The organism is Flavobacterium sp. (assembly GCF_036782315.1).
Taxonomy (GTDB): Bacteria; Bacteroidota; Bacteroidia; order Flavobacteriales; family Flavobacteriaceae; genus Flavobacterium.
Window position 1 is genome coordinate 25,257 of the sequence record NZ_DAIPZK010000003.1, and the last position, 19,570, is coordinate 44,826.

At 32.0% G+C, this 19,570-nt stretch carries 15 protein-coding genes and 1 riboswitch; of the genes, 1 reads left to right on the forward strand and 14 read right to left on the reverse strand.

Going from position 1 to position 19,570, the window contains the following annotated elements; genetic code table 11:
- Positions 1-20: 20 nt before the first annotated feature.
- The 8 genes from V7P59_RS03835 to V7P59_RS03870 all read right to left on the reverse strand — a co-directional run bounded on the left by V7P59_RS03835 (position 21) and on the right by V7P59_RS03870 (position 8,425).
- Positions 21-347: a nucleotide pyrophosphohydrolase gene (locus V7P59_RS03835; protein ID WP_333808846.1), complete on the reverse strand. Its 327-nt coding sequence runs from the start codon at positions 345-347 to the stop codon at positions 21-23.
- A 5-nt stretch (positions 348-352) separates the two neighbouring features.
- Complete coding sequence (locus V7P59_RS03840; protein ID WP_333808847.1) at positions 353-2,281, reverse strand: DUF3857 domain-containing protein; 1,929 nt, start codon at positions 2,279-2,281, stop codon at positions 353-355.
- 8 nt (positions 2,282-2,289) lie between these two features.
- On the reverse strand, positions 2,290-4,176 hold the full coding sequence (locus tag V7P59_RS03845) for a DUF3857 domain-containing protein (RefSeq protein ID WP_333808848.1): 1,887 nt from the start codon (positions 4,174-4,176) through the stop codon (positions 2,290-2,292).
- A 6-nt stretch (positions 4,177-4,182) separates the two neighbouring features.
- Positions 4,183-4,635, reverse strand: coding sequence for a D-aminoacyl-tRNA deacylase (gene dtd, locus V7P59_RS03850; RefSeq protein ID WP_333808849.1), 453 nt, complete (start codon positions 4,633-4,635; stop codon positions 4,183-4,185).
- Between the two features lie 113 nt (positions 4,636-4,748).
- A complete protein-coding gene (rsgA, locus tag V7P59_RS03855) occupies positions 4,749-5,729 on the reverse strand; it encodes a ribosome small subunit-dependent GTPase A (RefSeq protein WP_333808850.1) in 981 nt (326 codons plus the stop codon).
- Between the two features lie 145 nt (positions 5,730-5,874).
- Positions 5,875-6,396 carry a hypothetical protein gene (locus tag V7P59_RS03860; protein ID WP_333808851.1) on the reverse strand — a complete coding sequence of 174 codons (522 nt, stop codon included), beginning with the start codon at positions 6,394-6,396 and terminating at the stop codon, positions 5,875-5,877.
- Between the two features lie 76 nt (positions 6,397-6,472).
- Positions 6,473-7,555 (reverse strand): bifunctional 3-deoxy-7-phosphoheptulonate synthase/chorismate mutase type II, encoded by a 1,083-nt coding sequence (locus V7P59_RS03865; protein ID WP_333808852.1) that lies wholly within the window; start codon positions 7,553-7,555, stop codon positions 6,473-6,475.
- A gap of 42 nt (positions 7,556-7,597) precedes the next feature.
- Positions 7,598-8,425: a prephenate dehydratase gene (locus tag V7P59_RS03870; RefSeq protein ID WP_333808853.1), complete on the reverse strand. Its 828-nt coding sequence runs from the start codon at positions 8,423-8,425 to the stop codon at positions 7,598-7,600.
- Positions 8,426-8,692: 267 nt separating this feature from the next.
- Between V7P59_RS03870 and gldA the strand changes: the two genes are divergently transcribed.
- Positions 8,693-9,595, forward strand: coding sequence for a gliding motility-associated ABC transporter ATP-binding subunit GldA (gldA, locus tag V7P59_RS03875; protein WP_333808854.1), 903 nt, complete (start codon positions 8,693-8,695; stop codon positions 9,593-9,595).
- Between the two features lie 52 nt (positions 9,596-9,647).
- Here the strand turns inward: gldA and V7P59_RS03880 are convergent, their stop codons facing one another.
- From V7P59_RS03880 to thrA, 6 genes are all read right to left on the reverse strand, one after another.
- A complete protein-coding gene (locus tag V7P59_RS03880) occupies positions 9,648-10,037 on the reverse strand; it encodes a hypothetical protein (RefSeq protein WP_333808855.1) in 390 nt (129 codons plus the stop codon).
- A 241-nt stretch (positions 10,038-10,278) separates the two neighbouring features.
- Entirely contained in the window at positions 10,279-11,235 is a 957-nt protein-coding gene (gene metF, locus V7P59_RS03885) for a methylenetetrahydrofolate reductase [NAD(P)H] (protein ID WP_333808856.1), read from the reverse strand.
- A gap of 77 nt (positions 11,236-11,312) precedes the next feature.
- Positions 11,313-14,390 (reverse strand): vitamin B12 dependent-methionine synthase activation domain-containing protein, encoded by a 3,078-nt coding sequence (locus tag V7P59_RS03890; RefSeq protein WP_333808857.1) that lies wholly within the window; start codon positions 14,388-14,390, stop codon positions 11,313-11,315.
- A 159-nt stretch (positions 14,391-14,549) separates the two neighbouring features.
- On the reverse strand, positions 14,550-15,542 hold the full coding sequence (locus V7P59_RS03895; protein ID WP_333808858.1) for a homocysteine S-methyltransferase family protein: 993 nt from the start codon (positions 15,540-15,542) through the stop codon (positions 14,550-14,552).
- Positions 15,543-15,637: 95 nt separating this feature from the next.
- Positions 15,638-15,744: riboswitch (SAM riboswitch) on the reverse strand.
- Positions 15,745-15,896: 152 nt separating this feature from the next.
- Positions 15,897-17,069, reverse strand: coding sequence for a trans-sulfuration enzyme family protein (locus V7P59_RS03900; protein WP_333808859.1), 1,173 nt, complete (start codon positions 17,067-17,069; stop codon positions 15,897-15,899).
- Positions 17,070-17,151: 82 nt separating this feature from the next.
- Positions 17,152-19,566 (reverse strand): bifunctional aspartate kinase/homoserine dehydrogenase I, encoded by a 2,415-nt coding sequence (gene thrA, locus V7P59_RS03905; RefSeq protein ID WP_333808860.1) that lies wholly within the window; start codon positions 19,564-19,566, stop codon positions 17,152-17,154.
- Between the last annotated feature and the right edge of the window lie 4 nt (positions 19,567-19,570).

The following is a 19,570-nucleotide window of genomic DNA, read 5'->3' on the forward strand; positions in this document are numbered from 1 at the left end:
TTAACCCTTTGCCATTAAACCTACTTAAGTTTATCGTTATTGTGATGACGATCGTGATCGCGTTTGGTTTTTAAATCCATTTTTTTGTCGAAAGCAGCTTGTAAATCCACTCCCGTTTGATTGGCTAGGCATAAAACTACAAAAACAACATCGGCCAATTCTTCACCTAAATCTTTATTTTTATCGCTTTCTTTTTCTGATTGTTCGCCATATCTACGAGCAATAATTCGGGCTACTTCTCCTACTTCTTCAGTAAGTTGAGCCATATTGGTTAATTCATTGAAATAACGAACGCCATGTTCTTTAATCCAATTATCAACTTCTTGTTGGGCGTTTTTTAAATACATAGTAATTAATTCTTCTTTAAGATAATTTTCTCTGTTTGCTTGTTTATCATTTCTTTGAAAAATAATTTTAAAACACTGTAATCTTGTGCCGAAATTAATGTGCTATTTATTTCTAAACTCGAGGATATTTGGAGTACATTATTAGTATTAGAAATACTAAAATTAAAAACTAACTCACCTCCTGGAGTTTTATATAAAATTGATGAAGGAATAAATTCTACAACATAATTTTCAGAAATTTTTAATGAAATATTATAATTTACCTTTTGTGGAAAATCAAATTCAACAGGATAGCTTCTTTTCTCGGATTTAAATGGATTCTCTTCATTTGTCATAAACAAAAGAGGTGATACAAATAATTTATCCCCTATTATTTCAGCAGAATTATTACTTATAAATGAATAATTAATTGTTACAGGCTTTGACATTTCATTTTTAACAACTAACTCGTCAATTTCTATACCGTTATACTTTTTTTCAAGATTCTCCTTAATTGAAATTTTATTAACATTCCCGAATTTTTCTCTGTATTGTAAAGCATTATAATCTGTTAGCACTTCTCGTGTTTTACCTTCTATAGTAAAATGATCTTTAATTTCTGCTAATATAGTTATATTTTTGGTAGATGCTTTTTTGGGATTTAAATCTACTTCAACAGATGTGCCATTTGCTAATAGCATTCTTCCAAACCAATTTATAGCTTTAATTGGTATTATATTTGGATATGTATTCTTTGAGGTTGCATCTAATAAAATTAAATTCCCATCTTGTAATTTAACTCCTGCAATAACATAATTAAAAGCCAATCTACTCGGGAAAATAGCTATTCCATTAGATGTAGTACTAATTATAATAGGATTTGCATTTAAACCAACAAAACGGAGCATTGCAACTAACATTAAATTAATATCTGCAACATTTCCTGTTTTTTCTTTAAAAGCTCTCTTCACTCCGTATTCACAATTATAACCATTATTTTTATTCCAGTTCATTATTTTTTGAACATAACTAAAAACCACATCCATCTTCTCGTTTTCATTCATATTTTCTTTAACCAAAGCATTTATCTCGGTATCAAAATACGACTTATAATTTAGTTCTTTACCAAAATCATCATTTTCATAGATTGATTTTGAAACATCCTCCCAATTAAGTGACACATTTTTAGTAGGTTTATTTGGATAATTTATTGATGCTAATTCAAACTTTAACTTCGAAGTATAATTATCAATATTCTTGACAAATTCTTCTTCTTTTAATCCTATAACATCTTTACCAATGTATGTATACTTTGTGGAATTGTAGTCAGATCCATTCATATACTTTTCTTCTGTTACTATATTTTCATATCCCGTAATAACTGTTCTATAAACAAAATACTGAGGGATATATGCTTCATATTGAACATAATTAACTGGAATATTATATTGAAAATACCAATCGCTAAAATTAGAAATATATGGAGAAACTATTCTATACCTGTATTCAATTATTGAGCCCTCTTTTACAGATGGGAAAGTAATCTTTTTTAGATTCCACCTTTCATTTAACTCTTCTTTAAATTCACCTTCTGATTTTAATTTAGTTTTTTCTATTTTCCCATCTACTAAATTATAGGTATAAGCTTCATAAATAGTTACTCTTTCCTTATTTGATCCAACATAGTAAGGTATTGATTGGTTCGCAAATTCGAATCCTTCTTTCTTATAAACTTTTATTTTTATATCAACTTCTGTAGTAATTTCCCAACTTCCTTCACTTGTTAAATGGAAATTTGTAGTACCCTTTTTAAATATATAAGCTGCTGCAGATGAAGAATCTTTAGGATGTGTTTTTTCTTTTAGTTCCTCAATTGTTACTGCTCCTAATTTTATTTTTTGACTAAAACCAATTTGAAAAACAAGAAGGAAATAGATAATAATAACTTTCTTCACTTTACTATTTATTTTGAAATTAATAATATTTTACTGTTTTCGTTTCTAGCGATTTGTTCTCTAAATTTTCTGTAATTTTCATACTTATCTGCTGTATAAAAGCCTTCATTTATTTGAATTTTTCTTTTAAAAATAAGTTCATTATTAATTATTTCAAATTTAGAATCATAATTTCCGAATTCACTACCTATTTTTTGGTCTTTTGGTAATGAATCAACTTTTAAATTATCAGGAATTTGTATAAATAATATATCTTCATAACAATAGCCCCTATCTACTTGAAAAGGGATTTTTCTTTCCTCATATTTTTTAGGAACAAAAGAAACCTGATTTATACAATTAACTGGAAAAACTATTTTACCTCCACTGTTTTTTATAAAATCCTTGGCAACAAAATTTATCACTTCTGTTACTTCTAATTTTTGCTTATCATCAGTTATTTCTGTTTTTGTAAACTCTTTATTGTTGATAGTATTAAAAAAGTCAATGTAATATTCTTTAACTTTGGCTGAGCTTTCATTTTTTAAACGATACTTGTTATCATAAATAATTCCTTTTGAACTAATTAAAACTTCACACTGTATACTATTATCATTATTAATAATAACTTTTGATGTTGTTTTTTGATAATTGGAGTCGTTCAAATAAGATTTTGTCTTAACAATTTTTGAATTATCACCATCCACAATAAGCACCTTTCTATCATCGGTAAAATCACCTTGAAAACCAAAAGGAAGTGTTTGACTTGTACATTCTAGCCAAATGATAGAATTCGAATCAGGAATTCCTAATATTGCGTGATTACCTTGCATTGAAACAAAATCCTCAACAATATCTCTTTTTTGCTCATCTCCGTAAACAATAGCATAATAAGACGGGATATTAAATGCTTTCAACAACGAACGAGTGTAGTTAGTTAGACCTTTACAGTCTCCATAGCCTAATCTATCAACATTTTTTGCTAACATAGGCTTCCAACCACCTATTCCAAGTTGAATACTAACATATCTAGTTTTATTCTGTACAAATTCATAAATTATCTTAGCTTTTTTTAAAATATCAGTTTCATTACCTATTATTTTTTTTAATTCTATTAATGTTTCTTGTGGAATTTCTTCTGTATCACTGAGTAATTTATCGTTTATCCATTTTCCAAAAGAACCCCAACTCTCTGCATTTCCTTCCACACCTTCAATTTGAAATTTATTTAAACCAAACATTACATAAGGTACTATCTTCTGTAAGGACGGAACCAATTCTTCTCTCCTTAACGCTTTTATATTTTGTACTGAATATGAAATACTTCCTGGTTTTTCTTCCTTAACTACAGTATTATTAAAATTAAATTCTTTATATTTAAAATTTACATCTGGTGTGAAACTCAGTTTTACAGATGAACTTAAAACACTTAAAAAATAAGTTTGAATTGGAAACCAACTTGGTATAAAAGCGGTATTAGATGTTGAAATTTCACTTTTATAAACCACTGTAAAAGGATACTGAATTGGAGTATAATCTAAGTAAAGAACTTTATTATCAGTAATAATGGACCCTTCACTAACAGAATTTTCTTTGAAATCTTTCTTTTTAAATTTTTTTATTTCACTACCAAAAGCATTAAAAATTTGAACTTCTAAATCTTTTATAGAAGTTGATTTATCAAAGTATTCAAAAGTATCCATATTCTTCAGTCCTAATTCATTTAGAATAGTAATAACACGATACTTTTTAATTGTCATGTTCTTATAACTTGAAATAATGATTTCTGTTTTTTCATTTTTAACAACCGCATTTGCATTTTGTTTAATACTATCTGGAAAAACTGCAAAAAGGTTTTCTTGAGAAAAAATGGAAATTGAAAATAAAAAAAAGGTTAGGGATAATATTTTTTTCATTCGAATTTATTCTTTATTTTTTGTATCAATTATAATCGTTACTGGTCCATAATTAACTAAACCTACTTTCATATCAGCCCCAAATTGACCAGTTTGTACTTTTTTGCCTACTTCAATTTCCATTTGTTTTATGAAAGATTCGTAAAGTGGAATAGCAATTTCAGGTTTTGAAGCTTTGATATAACTAGGGCGATTCCCTTTTTTGGTTAAGGCATGCAAAGTGAACTGACTCACGACAATCATTTCTCCATCAATATCTTTTAGAGACAAATTCATTACTTCGTTTTCATCTGCAAAAATTCTAAGATTTGCAATTTTTGAAGTTAACCAATTAATATCTTGCTGATTGTCGGTATCTTCAATTCCCACTAAAACCAATAGACCTTGTTGAATTTGAGCTACAATTTTGTTGCTAATAGTTACAGAAGATTGAGATACTCGTTGAATTACTGCTTTCATTTCTCAAAAATAAAAAAAATAACAGAAATTTTTTACGGAAATCCGTATTTAGAAAACAATTTTACAAAAAAATCTAAATTGTACTGAGTTTTGAGACGCGATCAATCGCATCTCTAAGATTTTCTTGATTCGTCACTTGCTCTTCGCTCTGCATCATAAATATCAGCACGATATTGTTCTTCATCACCTTCTAAAATCTGGGTATAACTTTTATAGCGTGACCATGAAATTTCGTCATTTTCCAACGCTTTTTTTATAGCACAATGCGGTTCATCTTTATGCAAACAGTTGTTGAATTTGCATTGATCTTTTAAAGCAAAAAATTCGGGAAAATAATCTCCAATTTCTTGTTTATCCATATCAACAATTCCAAAACCTCGAATTCCAGGTGTATCGATAATTTTGGCTCCAAAAGACAAATCAAACATTTCAGCAAAAGTTGTCGTATGCTTTCCTTGAGCGTGTGATTCTGAGATTTGCTTTGTTTTTAGATTCAAAGTAGGCTCTAATGTATTAACTAAAGTTGATTTTCCTACACCAGAATGCCCTGAAAACATAGAAACTTTATCTTTCATTAACGCTTTTAATTCGTCAATTCCTTTACCATCTTTAGCAGAAACACGCAAACATTTGTAACCAATGGACGAATAAACATGTTGCAAATATAATTGTTCGTCTAAAGCAGCAGCATCAAACGTATCAATTTTATTGAACACGATAATTGCTTCAATTCCATATGCTTCAGCAGTAACTAAAAATCGGTCAATAAAACTTGTAGTTGTTGGTGGATTATTAATAGTTACTAATAAAAAAACCACATCAATATTAGCTGCTATAATATGCATTTGATGTGATAAATTCACCGATTTTCTAACAATGTAATTTTTTCTATCATGAATAGCGGTAATAACCCCTGTGATTTCATCTGTAGTATTTTCGATATCGAAGTCTACTACATCACCCACCGCAATTGGATTAGTACTTTTAATACCTTTCATTCTAAATTTACCTTTTATACGGCACTCCAAAAAGTCACCATTTTCTGTTTTAATGGTGTACCAGCTTCCGGTAGATTTATAAACGATTCCTGTCATTCAAAGTTAGAAGTTAAAAGTTAGCCCTTCAAAAAGCTCAAAGATGAGTAAATAATTATTTCAACAAAGATAGTGTTTCTTGTTAAATTTGTAAATAAAAAAAGACCACATAAGTGGTCTTAAATTTATAAATATTTGTAAATATTTAGTATTTATATCCAATACCTTTTTTGATTACTTGAGAACCTCCTAAAGAATTTGAAGATGCTCCTACAGTTGCTTTATCAGCAGTTTGTAAAATAAATGGACAACCCATTGCAGCTGCAGCCATTTTTAACTTTTTTTCTGCCTTTTTATCTCCAGTATTACCAGTATGATAATTAATTAATCCTGTTTTACCTCTAACCTCATCTCCTTTTTTCAAACCAGCTATATAAGCTTTATCTTCTAAAATTACTACCTTTTCCCAATCAGCCTCGCCATTCACTACGATTTTTTCTGTAACTTCTTCAACACGACCTGTTTTACCATAAACTATTTTTTCAACAGCATATTTACTTACAGTATTTTCAGCATCTTCTCCATCATATTTGAAGACAATTGTATACTCTTCTAATTTAACTACTTTCCCATTAACAACTTCTCCGCTGTGTTTATAAATTTTGTCAACTTGAGCATTTGCTGCAAATCCAATAAAAGCTACAGCTAATAGTAAAAAATTTTTCATTTTGTCAGTATTTTAATAAATTAACTGATGCGAATTTATAAAAAGATTTTAATTAAATAACATTATTTAAAAATAATTATTTATTTATCACTTTTTCTTGATGATTAATACTCTCTTGATGTATTGCCTTAAACAACAACATTACAAATTCATTACTTAAACCTTTTTCTTCGCCTTCTAAAATCATTTTCCCTAGGATTTCATTCCATCGTTTATTTTGTAAAATAGCTACATTTTTTTCTTTTTTTAATAGTCCGATTTTTTCTGCTACTTTCATTCGATTTCCCAAAATCTCTAAGAGCTTCCCGTCATACTCATCTATTTGCATGCGCAATTTTGACATTTTTTGGTTGTATTCTCCCTCATCATCCGTTACCTTTCTGACACGTAAATCGATGAACATTTGTTTTAATGTGTCAGGAGTTACTTGCTGTGCAGCATCACTCCAAGCATGGTCAGGATCGATATGAGTTTCAATAATCAAACCATCGTAGTTCAAGTCGAGAGCTTGTTGGGCTACTTCTTGAATCATATCGCGTCTTCCAGTAATGTGCGAAGGATCACAAATCAACGGTAAATCTGGAAAACGGTTTTGTAAATCGATTGCAATTTGCCACTCTGGATTATTGCGGTACTTTGTTTTTTCATACGTTGAAAATCCTCTGTGAATTACTCCTAATTTCTTAATGTTTGCATTATACAATCTTTCTAAACCACCAATCCACAAAGTAATATCAGGGTTTACTGGATTTTTCAACAAAACAATTTTATCTGTTCCTTCTAATGCATCTGCAATTTCTTGAACGGCGAAAGGATTTACAGTGGTTCTGGCGCCAATCCACAAAACATCAATATCGTGTTCCAATGCTAATTTTACATGAGCTGCTGTAGCAACTTCCGTTGCCATCAACAAACCGGTTTCTGCTTTGGCTTTTTGCAGCCATTTCAATCCGATTTCTCCCACACCTTCAAATCCACCTGGACGAGTTCGAGGTTTCCAAATTCCCGCACGGAAAATAGAAACATCAGAATCTTTTAATTCGTGAGCTATTTTTAAAACTTGGCCTTCCGTTTCTGCACTACATGGTCCTGCAATAACTAGCGGATGATTCAAATTAAAATCATCTAACCAAGTGCGTAATTCTTTTTTATTTTCCATAACTTTTATTTCACTGTAAAATTACTATTTATTCTTAAATTATTATTGTTTACTCTTTTCATATTCGCCCAAAACCTTGAAATGCGTCGTCATAATTTCCATTACTTTTTTAGCTTTTTCAAAATGTTTGTATTTTTCAAAAACAACATCCACAAAAAAAGCATAAGTAAAAGGTGTTTCGATAATAGGAAGCGATTGTATTTTCGTTAAATTTAATTTACAATTATTCATCACATTTAAAACTGTTGCCAATGAACCCGGCGTATCATCCAATTCAAATTTCATTGATGCCTTGTTGATAAGTTCTTTCGGAATTTCTTTATTCGAAGCTTTTAAAACTACAAATCGAGTTTTATTGCTTTTTACAGTGTGAATTCCATCAGCAATGATTTCCAGATTGTAAATTTCGGAAGCTACTGGGCCAGCAAGAGCACCTATTTCTTTTAATTGGTTTTCCTGAATTCGTTTAGCTGTAATCGCCGTATCTGAGCTTTCGACCAATTTAATATGCGGATATTGACTAAAGAAATTAGCACATTGCAACAAAGCAATCGGATGCGAATGTACTTCTTTGATATCTTCAATCGTTTGGCCTGGCAACACCATTAAATTCATGTGAATGTCTAAAAAATGCTCTCCTATAATGTGTAAATCGTATGAATCGATTAAAGCATAATTCGGCAAAATCGCACTAGCAATTGAATTTTCAATCGCCATAATAGCTTTGTCTGACTGGTTGTTTTTCAAACTATTGACTACATCTCTAAATGTGGCACATTCATTCAAACCAATTGCCTCACCAAAATAACGATGTGCTACTTGGTGATGAAACGACCCTTGAATTCCCTGAATTGCGACTTTAATTCCCATATTTTTTGAGCAAAAAAAAATCCCGATTTGCATCGGGATTGTATGTTTATAAAATAAATTTCTTTCATTTATATAATAGCACAACAATCCCTTAACTGTCTCCAGAAGAAATAAAAAGAATTGTTATAAAAAAATGTGCTATGTGTAAGCATTATGCTAATCTATTATTTGATTGTGTAAAAGTAATAAAAAAAGGAAAACGAAATACTTTTTTAAATAAATTTGAGTTCTTTTAAAAAAAGTTACTTTTGCTAAAATTTACAAGGTATGTCGATAGAAGTTCAAAATATTTCAAAAAATTACGGAGACCAAAAAGCGTTAGACAACGTTAGTTTTTCAGTAAAAAAAGGAGAAATCGTAGGTTTTTTAGGTCCAAATGGCGCCGGAAAATCTACTTTGATGAAAATTTTGACAACATATTTAACAGCCGATAGTGGAATTGCTGTTGTAAACGAATATGATGTAACCTCATCTCAAAAAGAAGTTCAAAAATCTGTTGGGTATTTACCCGAACACAATCCGTTGTATTTGGATTTATATGTGAGAGAATATTTGGCTTTCAATGCCGATTTGCATAAAGTTACCAAATCGAGAATTGACGAAGTAATTGCTTTAACAGGATTAACACCTGAAAGTCATAAAAAAATAGGCGAACTTTCTAAAGGATATCGTCAACGTGTTGGATTAGCAACAGCTTTATTACACAATCCGGATGTCATGATCTTGGACGAACCAACAACGGGTCTTGACCCAAATCAGTTAGTAGAAATTCGTGATTTAATTAAAAACATTGGAAAAGATAAAACAGTTTTTCTATCAACTCACATTATGCAAGAAGTGGAAGCTATCTGTGATAGAATCATCATTATCGATAAAGGCAAAATTGTAACAGATAAAAAACTTAACAATCTAGTTACTGAAGAAGCGGAACAAATTATTGAAGTAGAGTTCGATAAAAAAGTAGATGAAAGTATTTTTGCTTCTTTATCTAATTTAAAATCATCAAAAAACACTCATGATTTAATATGGGAACTAACATTTACTTCGACAACAGATATGCGACCATCTTTATTTGATTTTGCACAAGCTAACAATTTGAGAACCTTGCAAATTGTATTAAAAAGCAAAAACCTAGAGCAGATTTTCAGAGAAAAAACAAATAAAAAATAAAAAAATCTCCTTACAATTTAACTGTAAGGAGATTTCAAAAGTACCGACAAAACTATTTTAAAGTTGCCAAATACTTTTTACGAAGCTTAAAATAATCGTCATAAAGTACCGAAAGTGCATATGATGACAATTTTTCATCTATAACAGAACTGTAAATAAAATCCTCATCTGTAAAGCCATATTTTGAAATGGCATCCTTAATATAATTTACAGCAGCTTCTTTTTTATTTAGGTAGAAATAACAATTGGCTACTTCTATATATACATCTTTTAAATTTTCACCTTTTGATAATTTAATATAATTTTCATACTCTTTAATTGCTTCGGTGTAATTCTTTTTTTCAGTTAACAACCTAGCTTTAGTTAAAATAGAATCCAATTCACCCGAAAAACTGAATTGAACTACAAACAAAAACACAAAAGAGAGTATTATTTTTTTCATAAGAACTGTATTTAATTCTATGAAATTACAACAAAAAAAGCATATACACAAATTTTATTCGTAATGAAAATCTACAATACCCTTATTTGATTTAAAATTTTAACAAAAACATTAAAAATTAATCATTAAATTCAATTAAAATCAATCATAAAACAATTTAAAGAAAATGTTTTTCACAAAAAACATTAGTTTTCATAAAAATGAATTGAATAAAAATAATTTCAAAACTGACTATTAATTATTAAAAAATCTCTTTAGCAATTGCTTTTACATTCTCTGCTTTACCCATAGAATAATAATGCAAAACAGGAATTCCCGCTTTCACTAAACCTTTACTTTGCGCAACACACCATTCAATTCCAATTTGCTTAACCGCTTCATTATCTTTTGCCTTTACCACTTCCATAATCAAGTCATCGGGTAAATCGACTTTGAATCGATGAGGAATTAAATTCAACTGTTTTTTTGTTGCTATGGGTTTTAATCCTGGGATAATTGGAACCGTAATTCCAGCTGCTCTGCATTTAGTTACAAAATCGAAGAACTTTTGATTATCAAAAAACATTTGGGTAATGATATAATCTGCGCCATTTTTAATTTTTTGTTTTAAAAAATAGATGTCACTATCCATACTTGGTGCTTCCATGTGTTTTTCTGGATAACCAGCAACTCCGATACAAAAATCGGTTTTTGTAGAATTTTGCAAATCTTCATCTAAATAAATTCCGCTATTCAAATTACTAATTTGGGTTACTAATTCCGAAGCATAAGCATGACCTTCTTTTTCAGGTTTGAAGTAAATTTCGCTTTTAACGGCATCGCCACGAAGTGCTACCACATTATCAATTCCTAAGAAATCTAAATCAATTAATAAATTCTCCGTATCTTCTTTGGTAAAACCACCACATAAAATATGCGGAATAGCATCCACTTGATATTTATTCTGAATTCCAGCACAAATCCCAACCGTTCCCGGGCGCTTTTTAACTACTTTTTTCTGAAGTAATCCGTTTGCTAGTTCTTTAAATTCATATTCCTCACGGTGATAGGTTACATCAATAAACGGCGGATTGAATTCCATCAATGGATCAATACTATCAAAAATTGATTGAATGTTTTGTCCTTTTAACGGCGGTAAAATTTCGAAGGAGAACAATGGTTTTCCGTTGGCGTTTTGTATATGTTCAGTTACTTTCATGTTTTTTAGTTTCAGGTTTCAAGTTTCAGGTTTCAGGTTAGTTACGCAACATGAAACTTGAAACTTGAAACAAATATTTAATCTGCTAAGTTTGGTGACAGCCATTTTTCGGCTAATTCTACACTAATATTTCTTCTTTTGGCGTAATCTTCTAATTGGTCTTTTTTAATTTTTCCTAAACCAAAATATTTACTTTCTGGATTCGCAAAATAATAACCTGAAACCGAAGCTGCTGGCCACATTGCCATGCTTTCGGTTAACTTTACTCCTATTTCTTGCTCCACATTTAATAATTTCCAAATCGTTGGTTTTTCTAAATGGTCAGGACAAGCAGGATAACCTGGTGCAGGACGAATTCCTTTATATTGTTCCTTGATTAATTCTTCATTTGTTAAAATCTCATCAGAAGCATAACCCCAAATTTCTTTTCTAACTTTTAAATGCAAATATTCTGCGAAAGCTTCTGCTAATCTGTCCCCCAAAGCTTTAACTAAAATCGAATTGTAATCATCTAATTGCTTTTCGAATTCCGAGGCTTTTTCATCTACTCCAAAACCAGTTGTGACGCAGAAACATCCAATATAATCTTGTTTTCCAATTTCTTTCGGTGCAATAAAATCAGCTAATGCGATATTTGGAGCTCCAGCAGTTTTTTGAGATTGTTGGCGCAATGTTAAAAACTTCTCGACTCCACTCGAAGTGACAAGCTCTACATCATCGTGATTGATTGTACTAGCTGGAAAAATTCCTAAAATCCCTTTTGCAGTGAACCATTTTTCAGAAACAATTTGAGAAAGCATTTTTTGAGCATCTTCAAATAAATGAGTCGCTTGTTCGCCTACAATTTCATCGGTTAGAATCGCTGGAAATTTTCCATACAATTCCCAAGATTGAAAAAATGGTGTCCAATCGATAAAATCTACTAGTTCGGAAAGTTCAACTTCAATAGTTTTTGTTCCAATGAAATTTGGTTTTACAGGTTCGTAATTATGCCAGTCGATTTTGAATTTATTTTTACGCGCTTCTTCAATCGATAAGAAATTTTTCTCTCGACTTCTGTTCAAGTACCCTTCTCTTAATTTATCATATTCTTCACGAAGTGATTTTGCATAGGTAACTTTGGTATCGGGTTGTAATAAATTGGTTGCAACCGTTACCGCGCGAGAAGCATCGTTTACATGAACCACGGTTTCCTTATATTCTGGTGCAATTTTTACCGCTGTGTGTGCACGAGAAGTTGTCGCACCACCAATCATTACTGGAATTTTGATATTCAGTTTATCCATTTCTTTAGCCAAATACACCATTTCGTCCAACGAAGGCGTAATCAAACCGCTCAAGCCGATAATATCTACATTTTCTTTAACAGCAGTTTCAATGATTTTTTCTGGCGGAACCATCACACCTAAATCGATGATTTCGAAATTATTACAAGCTAAAACTACCGAAACAATATTTTTTCCAATATCATGAACATCACCTTTTACAGTTGCCATCAGAATCTTACCAGCCCCCCCCGCCCCCGAAGGGGGAGCTACAAACTTCACGGATAATTCCTTTTTGATATTTTCAATAGTTTCAAATAAATTATTTAAAACCTCCTGATTTTTAAATCTTACTATTTTAAATCCTTTAGATTCAAGCCATTCGGTTCTCTGTTTATCATGTTCTATTTGTTCTTTCAAATTATGAATGGAACCATCAACTTCAATAACCAATTTTTTTTCCAAACAAACAAAGTCTACAATATATTCACCAATAATATGTTGTCTTCTAAATTTATAACCATCAATCCCTTTATTCGATAAAACATTCCAAAGTAATTTTTCTGCCTCAGTTGGCTTGTTTCTCATTTCTTTTGCTTTCTCTTTTAGAGATTTATACAGTATTGGGCTAGCCGTATTCCACGATTGCTTTTCAGCTCCCCCTTCGGGGGTTGGGGGGCTAACATAAGGAAGTAAATAAGCCACTGCTTTTTTCATCACACGAGCGGATTTCACTACTTGAGGTAAGAACATTTTTCCACTTCCGAATAAATCACCCACCACATTCATTCCGTTCATAAGGTGATTTTCGATGACTTCAATAGGTTTTTCAACTAACTGACGTGCTTCCTCCACATCAATTTCGATAAATTCATCAATCCCTTTTACTAAAGAATGTGTTAATCTTTCTTGAACTGAGCCATTTCGCCATTCAGCAATAACTTTTTCATTTGATTTTACCTCAGTTTTGAAACTTTCGGCTAAATCTAATAAACGTTCTGTGGCATCCTCTCTTCTGTTTAATAAAACATCTTCAACATGTTCTAAAAGATTTTTATCGATTTCATCATAAATCTCCAACATTTCTGGATTTACAATTCCCATCGTCATCCCGTTTTGAATCGCATGATACAAGAATGCCGAATGCATAGCTTCACGCACTTTATCGTTGCCACGAAAAGAAAAAGACACATTACTCACGCCACCCGAAACATGAGCATACGGAAGATTTTCACGAATCCATTTTGTCGCTTGGAAGAAATCTAAAGCATTTAATTTATGCTCTTCCATTCCGGTTGCCACAGGAAAAATATTAGGGTCGAAAATGATATCTTCAGCTGGAAAACCCACTTGGTTAACCAAAATATCGTAACTTCTTTTGCAGATTTCAATACGTCTTTCATACGTATCAGCTTGACCATTTTCGTCAAAAGCCATTACGATTACTGCGGCTCCGTATCGTTTGATTAATTTGGCATGATGAATAAAAGTTACTTCTCCTTCTTTTAGAGAAATTGAATTTACCACACCTTTTCCTTGAATCACCTTTAGACCTGCTTCAATAATTTCCCATTTAGAACTGTCAATCATAACAGGAACTCTCGCAATATCAGGCTCGGCTGCGATTAGATTTAGGAATTTAGTCATGGCATAAACGCCATCTAACATTCCTTCATCCATGTTGACATCGATGATTTGCGCACCACCTTCTACTTGAGCACGTGCGATATCTAAGGCTTCATCGTATTTTTCTTCTTTGATTAAACGAAGAAATTTTCTAGAACCAGTTACGTTTGTTCGTTCTCCAACGTTTACAAAATTGGTTTCTGGAGTTACAATCAAAGGTTCTAAACCTGATAATTTTAAATATTTATCGGAATTATAACTCATTACTTATTCTTTTATAATGTTTCGCAACATCTTTCCAAAAAGATTTACTGTTGCTAACGTATTGGCAAACCCAACATCGTTGCGACTGTAAAAATGTTTCGAACTGTATTTTTATGGTATTATTTTTCATTGTTTTATTTTTGCTACGGATTTAACCGATTAAACGGATTTCAATTGTTGTGTTCTAGGCTTGAATTCTTTTGCTACCTCAGCTATTAATTTGATGTGTTCTGGCGTTGTTCCACAACAACCCCCGATTATATTTACTAAATTTTCTTGTAAATACTCACGGATTAATTGTTGCATTTCCTCTGGCGATTGATCGTATTGTCCGAAGGCATTGGGCAAACCTGCATTGGGATGTGCCGAAATATTTAACGAGGTGTTATTTCCTAATCGTTTCAAATACGGCTTTAATTGATCTGCTCCTAAAGCGCAATTAAACCCAACACTCAATAAAGGGATATGCGAAATCGAAATCAAAAAAGCTTCAACTGTTTGACCCGACAATGTTCTTCCAGAAGCATCGGTAATTGTTCCTGAAACCATTACTGGAATATCGATATTGCGCTCCTCTTTCACTTCCTCAATCGCAAACAAAGCGGCTTTTGCATTTAAGGTATCGAAAATTGTTTCTACCAAAAGTAAATCGCAACCGCCATCAATTAATGCTTCGACTTGTTGTTTGTAGGCAATTTTTAGGTCGTCGAAATTCACAGCTCGAAATCCAGGGTCGTTTACATCGGGCGACATTGATGCTGTTCGGTTTGTTGGACCAATGGAACCTGCTACAAATCTTGGTTTATCGTTAAATTCATCAGCAACTTCACGAGCGATTTTTGCGGATTGAAAATTCAATTCGTAAACTAAATCTTCCATGTGATAATCCGCCATTCCAATGGTTGTTCCTGAAAAAGTATTGGTTTCCACAATATCAGCACCGGCTTCAAAATAAGCGCGATGTACGGACTTTACAGCTTCGGGTTGGGTAATGGAAAGCAAATCGTTGTTTCCTTTTAAAGGATGCGGAAAATCTTTGAAGCGTTCGCCTCTAAAATCTTCTTCTTCGAATTTACAACGTTGCAACATTGTTCCCATAGCTCCATCGAGCACGAGAATTCGTTTTTTGATTTCTTCTTGAATTTTTGACATATTTTTTTGTTACACAGAGTTAAACTAAGTTTTCACAGAGTTTCACAAAGTTTATATTATTAATATGTTATCAAGAAATTGGAAAGAATTTCCTAAGGTTATCTTTTTCCGATAAATATCGGAATAGAATGTAGCACCTTCTACAAGTGTAGGGTTGCTAAGCTTTCGCAGGGTCTATTCCCTCCAGCTTTCGTGATAACAAACACTATAATTATGAACACTGCAAATGTAGTGACAAAATCGAAATAATGAAATATTTTCTAAAATTTCATTAAATAAAGATTTTTTATAGATTTTTATTCTAAATTTTCATTTTAATAATGAATATAAATCTACAAACTAATTTAAAAACTTTTATTCTAACGCTTGTTTTAAGTCGTTAATTACGTCTTGAACGGTTTCCAAACCAACAGAAACGCGAACCAAACCATCCGTAATACTAACCGCTAAACGTTCTTCTTCTGTCAATTTACTATGCGTTGTTGAAGCTGGATGTGTTACAATCGAACGTGTGTCACCTAAATTCGCAGACAACGAACATAGTTTGATTTTATCTAAAAACTTTCTTCCAGATTCAATTCCGCCTTTAATTTCGAAAGCTACAATATTTCCGCCCAACTTCATTTGCTTTTTAGCGACTTCATATTGCGGATGCGATTTCAAAAATGGATATTTCACTGAAGCCACATTGGGATGATTTTCTAAAAATTCAGCCACTTTTACTGCATTTTCGCAATGTTTTTCGATACGAACTGGCAAGGTTTCTAAACTTTTGGACAATACCCAAGCATTGAAAGGTGACAAAGCAGGTCCAGTATTGCGAGAAAACAAATAAATTTCTCTAATTAAATCCGCTCGCCCAACGGTTACTCCACCTAAAACACGACCTTGACCATCGATTAATTTGGTTGCAGAATGAATCACTAAATCGGCACCAAATTGAATTGGATTTTGAATGTATGGCGTTGCAAAACAATTATCAATGATTAAAATCAAATTATGATTTTGGGCTATTTTTCCCAATAATTCCAAATCTAAAATATCAACCGCTGGATTTGTTGGTGATTCGGCATAAAGAATTTTCGTATTCGGTTGGATAAAATTTTCAATTGTTTCTGGTTTATTGACATCGAAATAACTTGTTGTAATATTCCATTTTGGAAAATATTTAGTAAACAACGTATGCGTGGAACCAAAAACACTACTTGCTGAAACGATATGATCTCCTGAATTCAATAAAGCAGCAAAAGTAGAATATACCGCTGCCATTCCTGTTGCGAAAGCATAACCGTCTTCTGCCCCTTCCATTAAACAAATTTTTTCTACAAATTCGGATGTGTTGGGATTGGAAAATCGACTGTAAATATTGCGTTCTTTCTCTTCAGCAAATGAAGCACGCATGTCTTCTGTATCTTCAAAAATAAAACTCGAAGTTAGATATAAGGGAACGGAATGTTCTAAATATTGAGTTCGTTCTAATTGCATTCTGATGGCTTGGGTTTCTAATCCTAAATTTTGGTTACTCATGGTTTTGTTTGTTGAATTGTTTAATCGTTAAAGTGTAAAACCCACAAGACTTTTACCTCTTGCAGGTTTTGAGTTTGGGTGGTTATAATTTTTTCTCGGACAAGCGTAAAATGTCACCAAAAACGCCTCTTGCGGTTACAGATGCTCCTGCTCCAGCACCTTGAATTACGATAGGTTGTTCGCCATATGATTCGGTATAAATTTCAAAAATAGAATCAGAACCTTTTAAGGAACCTAAAGCAGAATTGGCTGGAACGGAAATTAATTTTACTTCTAATTTTCCTTTGTCTTGTTGTAAATCGCCTGATAATTCGCCGATGTAACGCAACACTTCATTTGGACCTTGAGCGTCTTTGATGTTTTGGTAAATTCCGTCTAATTCTGATAAACGTTTTAGAAAATCAGTTGCACTTCCTTCTCGTAAAGCTTCTGGAATTAAGTTTTGAATTTGGATTTCTTCGAATTCGTTTTGTAAATCTAATTCACGGGCTAAGATTAATAATTTTCGACCCACATCGTTTCCATTTAAATCTTCTCTTGGATCAGGTTCTGTAAAACCTTTATCGATAGCTTCTTGTAAAACTTCACTAATTTTTTTGTTTTCAATTGAAAAATTATTGAACAAATAACTCAATGTACCGGAGAAAACACCTTTTATTTTGGTGATATTTTCACCTGACAAATGCAATAATTTTATTGTATCAATTAAAGGTAATCCTGCACCAACATTGGTTTCGTACAGATATTCTTTTTGATTGTCTTTCAATACTTTTCGTAGTTTTTTATAGAAATCATAACTTACTGTATTTGCTACTTTGTTTGACGAAATTAAATCGAAACTATTTTCAGCTAATGAAATATAATTTTCAATGAAAGTTGAACTTGCTGTGTTGTCAATGGCGATTAAATTTTCCAAATGATGTTCTTTCGCATAAGCGATAATATCCTCAACTTTATAATCTTGCCCTTTATCTTCTAAAGTAGCTTTCCAATTTTCGCTAATTCCAAATTTATTCAACAAAACTTTCTTTGAATTCGCAATCGCAAATACATTCAACTTAACTCCTTTTCGTTTTTCGATGTTTTTTGCCGATTCTAAAATTTGGGAAATCAGAGTTCCTCCAACCGTTCCGTGTCCGAAAATGGCAATGTTGATTTTTTTAGCTACTCCAAAAATTTCGCCGTGAATTACATTTAAAGCACGTTTGAATTCATCTTCACTAATTACCAAACTGATATTTCTTCCCGTAACCGTATTATTCAACAAAATTGGCGTAATTTTATTTCGAATTAAAGCCGTGTAAGGTTTATGAAAATTCGTTAAATCTTGCCCAATAATCGAAATCACAGCAATGTTATCGTTTACCGAAATTTTATTTACATCTTTCGTGTAAAAATCAGTTTCAAATTCTTTTTCCAAACCCACTAAAGCTTTGGAAGCCTTATCAGAACTCACAACCAAACCAATTCCTCTCTCTGAAGAACCTTGCGAAATAATGCTTACACTAATATCATTTTCAGCCATGACACGGAAAATTCTTGCATCAACCCCTGTTTTTCCTAACAAACCTCTTCCTTCTAAATTAATCAGCGAAACATTGGTTAAAACCGAAAGCGATTTGATACCTTCATTGGTTTGTTCCGAAGTAATTAACGTTCCGTCATTTTCAGGATTGAACGTGTTTAAAATACGTAATGGAATATTTTTTTCCACCAATGGAATAATGGTTTTGGCATGTAAAATTTGAGCTCCAAAATTCGCTAACTCATTCGCTTCGTTAAAAGATAATCGCTCAATTTTTTTCGCATCAGCAACTAAATCAGGGTTTGCGGTAAAAATTCCGTCAACGTGTGTGTAATTTTGAAATTCTTCAGCGTTTAGATAATTCGCTAATAAGGAAGCTGTGTAATTACTTCCATTTCTTCCTAAAGTTGTTGTCTCGTTGTGTAACGTTGAACCAATAAAACCCGTTACAATATTGACTTTATCTGTGTTTTTTTCGAAATAATCCAAGACATTTCGCTTTGAAACCGCGTCTATTGGTTGCGCATTTCCAAAATTAGTATCAGTTTTTATTAGTTGACGTGAATCGGTGAATTGTGCTTTGATACTGTTTTCGTTAAGAACATAAGCAACATATTTTGCGGATAAAATTTCGCCATACGCAATGACTTGATCTTTGATTTTCTCGCTGTAATCTCCTAAAAGTGAAACGCCTTCTAACAATTTTTGTAAAACAGAAAATTCTTCTTCGAAGATATTTTCTTTCAAGCCTTCCAATTGGTATTTTTTAAATTGCTCAAAATCCGCTTGAAAATTGATGTTGGCTTGTGCTTTTTTTAATAGAATTACCAATTCGTCCGTTGCATTTCCTCTCGCCGAAACTACGACTGCAATAGGTTCGTTATTGAAATATTTTTGAGCAATTGTTTGAATTACTTTTTGCAATCCTTCTCCGTTTGCTAATGATTTTCCTCCAAATTTTAATATTTTCATCGTG

Bases quoted from the DNA above. Each gene is read 5' to 3' on its own strand.
- V7P59_RS03835 (WP_333808846.1), bottom strand. From the start codon at position 347: ATGTATTTAAAAAACGCCCAACAAGAAGTTGATAATTGGATTAAAGAA.
- V7P59_RS03845 (WP_333808848.1), bottom strand. From the start codon at position 4,176: ATGAAAAAAATATTATCCCTAACCTTTTTTTTATTTTCAATTTCCATT.
- dtd (WP_333808849.1), bottom strand. From the start codon at position 4,635: ATGAAAGCAGTAATTCAACGAGTATCTCAATCTTCTGTAACTATTAGC.
- rsgA (WP_333808850.1), bottom strand. From the start codon at position 5,729: ATGACAGGAATCGTTTATAAATCTACCGGAAGCTGGTACACCATTAAA.
- V7P59_RS03860 (WP_333808851.1), bottom strand. From the start codon at position 6,396: ATGAAAAATTTTTTACTATTAGCTGTAGCTTTTATTGGATTTGCAGCA.
- V7P59_RS03865 (WP_333808852.1), bottom strand. From the start codon at position 7,555: ATGGAAAATAAAAAAGAATTACGCACTTGGTTAGATGATTTTAATTTG.
- V7P59_RS03870 (WP_333808853.1), bottom strand. From the start codon at position 8,425: ATGGGAATTAAAGTCGCAATTCAGGGAATTCAAGGGTCGTTTCATCAC.
- gldA (WP_333808854.1), top strand. From the start codon at position 8,693: ATGTCGATAGAAGTTCAAAATATTTCAAAAAATTACGGAGACCAAAAA.
- V7P59_RS03880 (WP_333808855.1), bottom strand. From the start codon at position 10,037: ATGAAAAAAATAATACTCTCTTTTGTGTTTTTGTTTGTAGTTCAATTC.
- metF (WP_333808856.1), bottom strand. From the start codon at position 11,235: ATGAAAGTAACTGAACATATACAAAACGCCAACGGAAAACCATTGTTC.
- V7P59_RS03890 (WP_333808857.1), bottom strand. From the start codon at position 14,390: ATGAGTTATAATTCCGATAAATATTTAAAATTATCAGGTTTAGAACCT.
- V7P59_RS03895 (WP_333808858.1), bottom strand. From the start codon at position 15,542: ATGTCAAAAATTCAAGAAGAAATCAAAAAACGAATTCTCGTGCTCGAT.
- V7P59_RS03900 (WP_333808859.1), bottom strand. From the start codon at position 17,069: ATGAGTAACCAAAATTTAGGATTAGAAACCCAAGCCATCAGAATGCAA.
- thrA (WP_333808860.1), bottom strand. From the start codon at position 19,566: ATGAAAATATTAAAATTTGGAGGAAAATCATTAGCAAACGGAGAAGGA.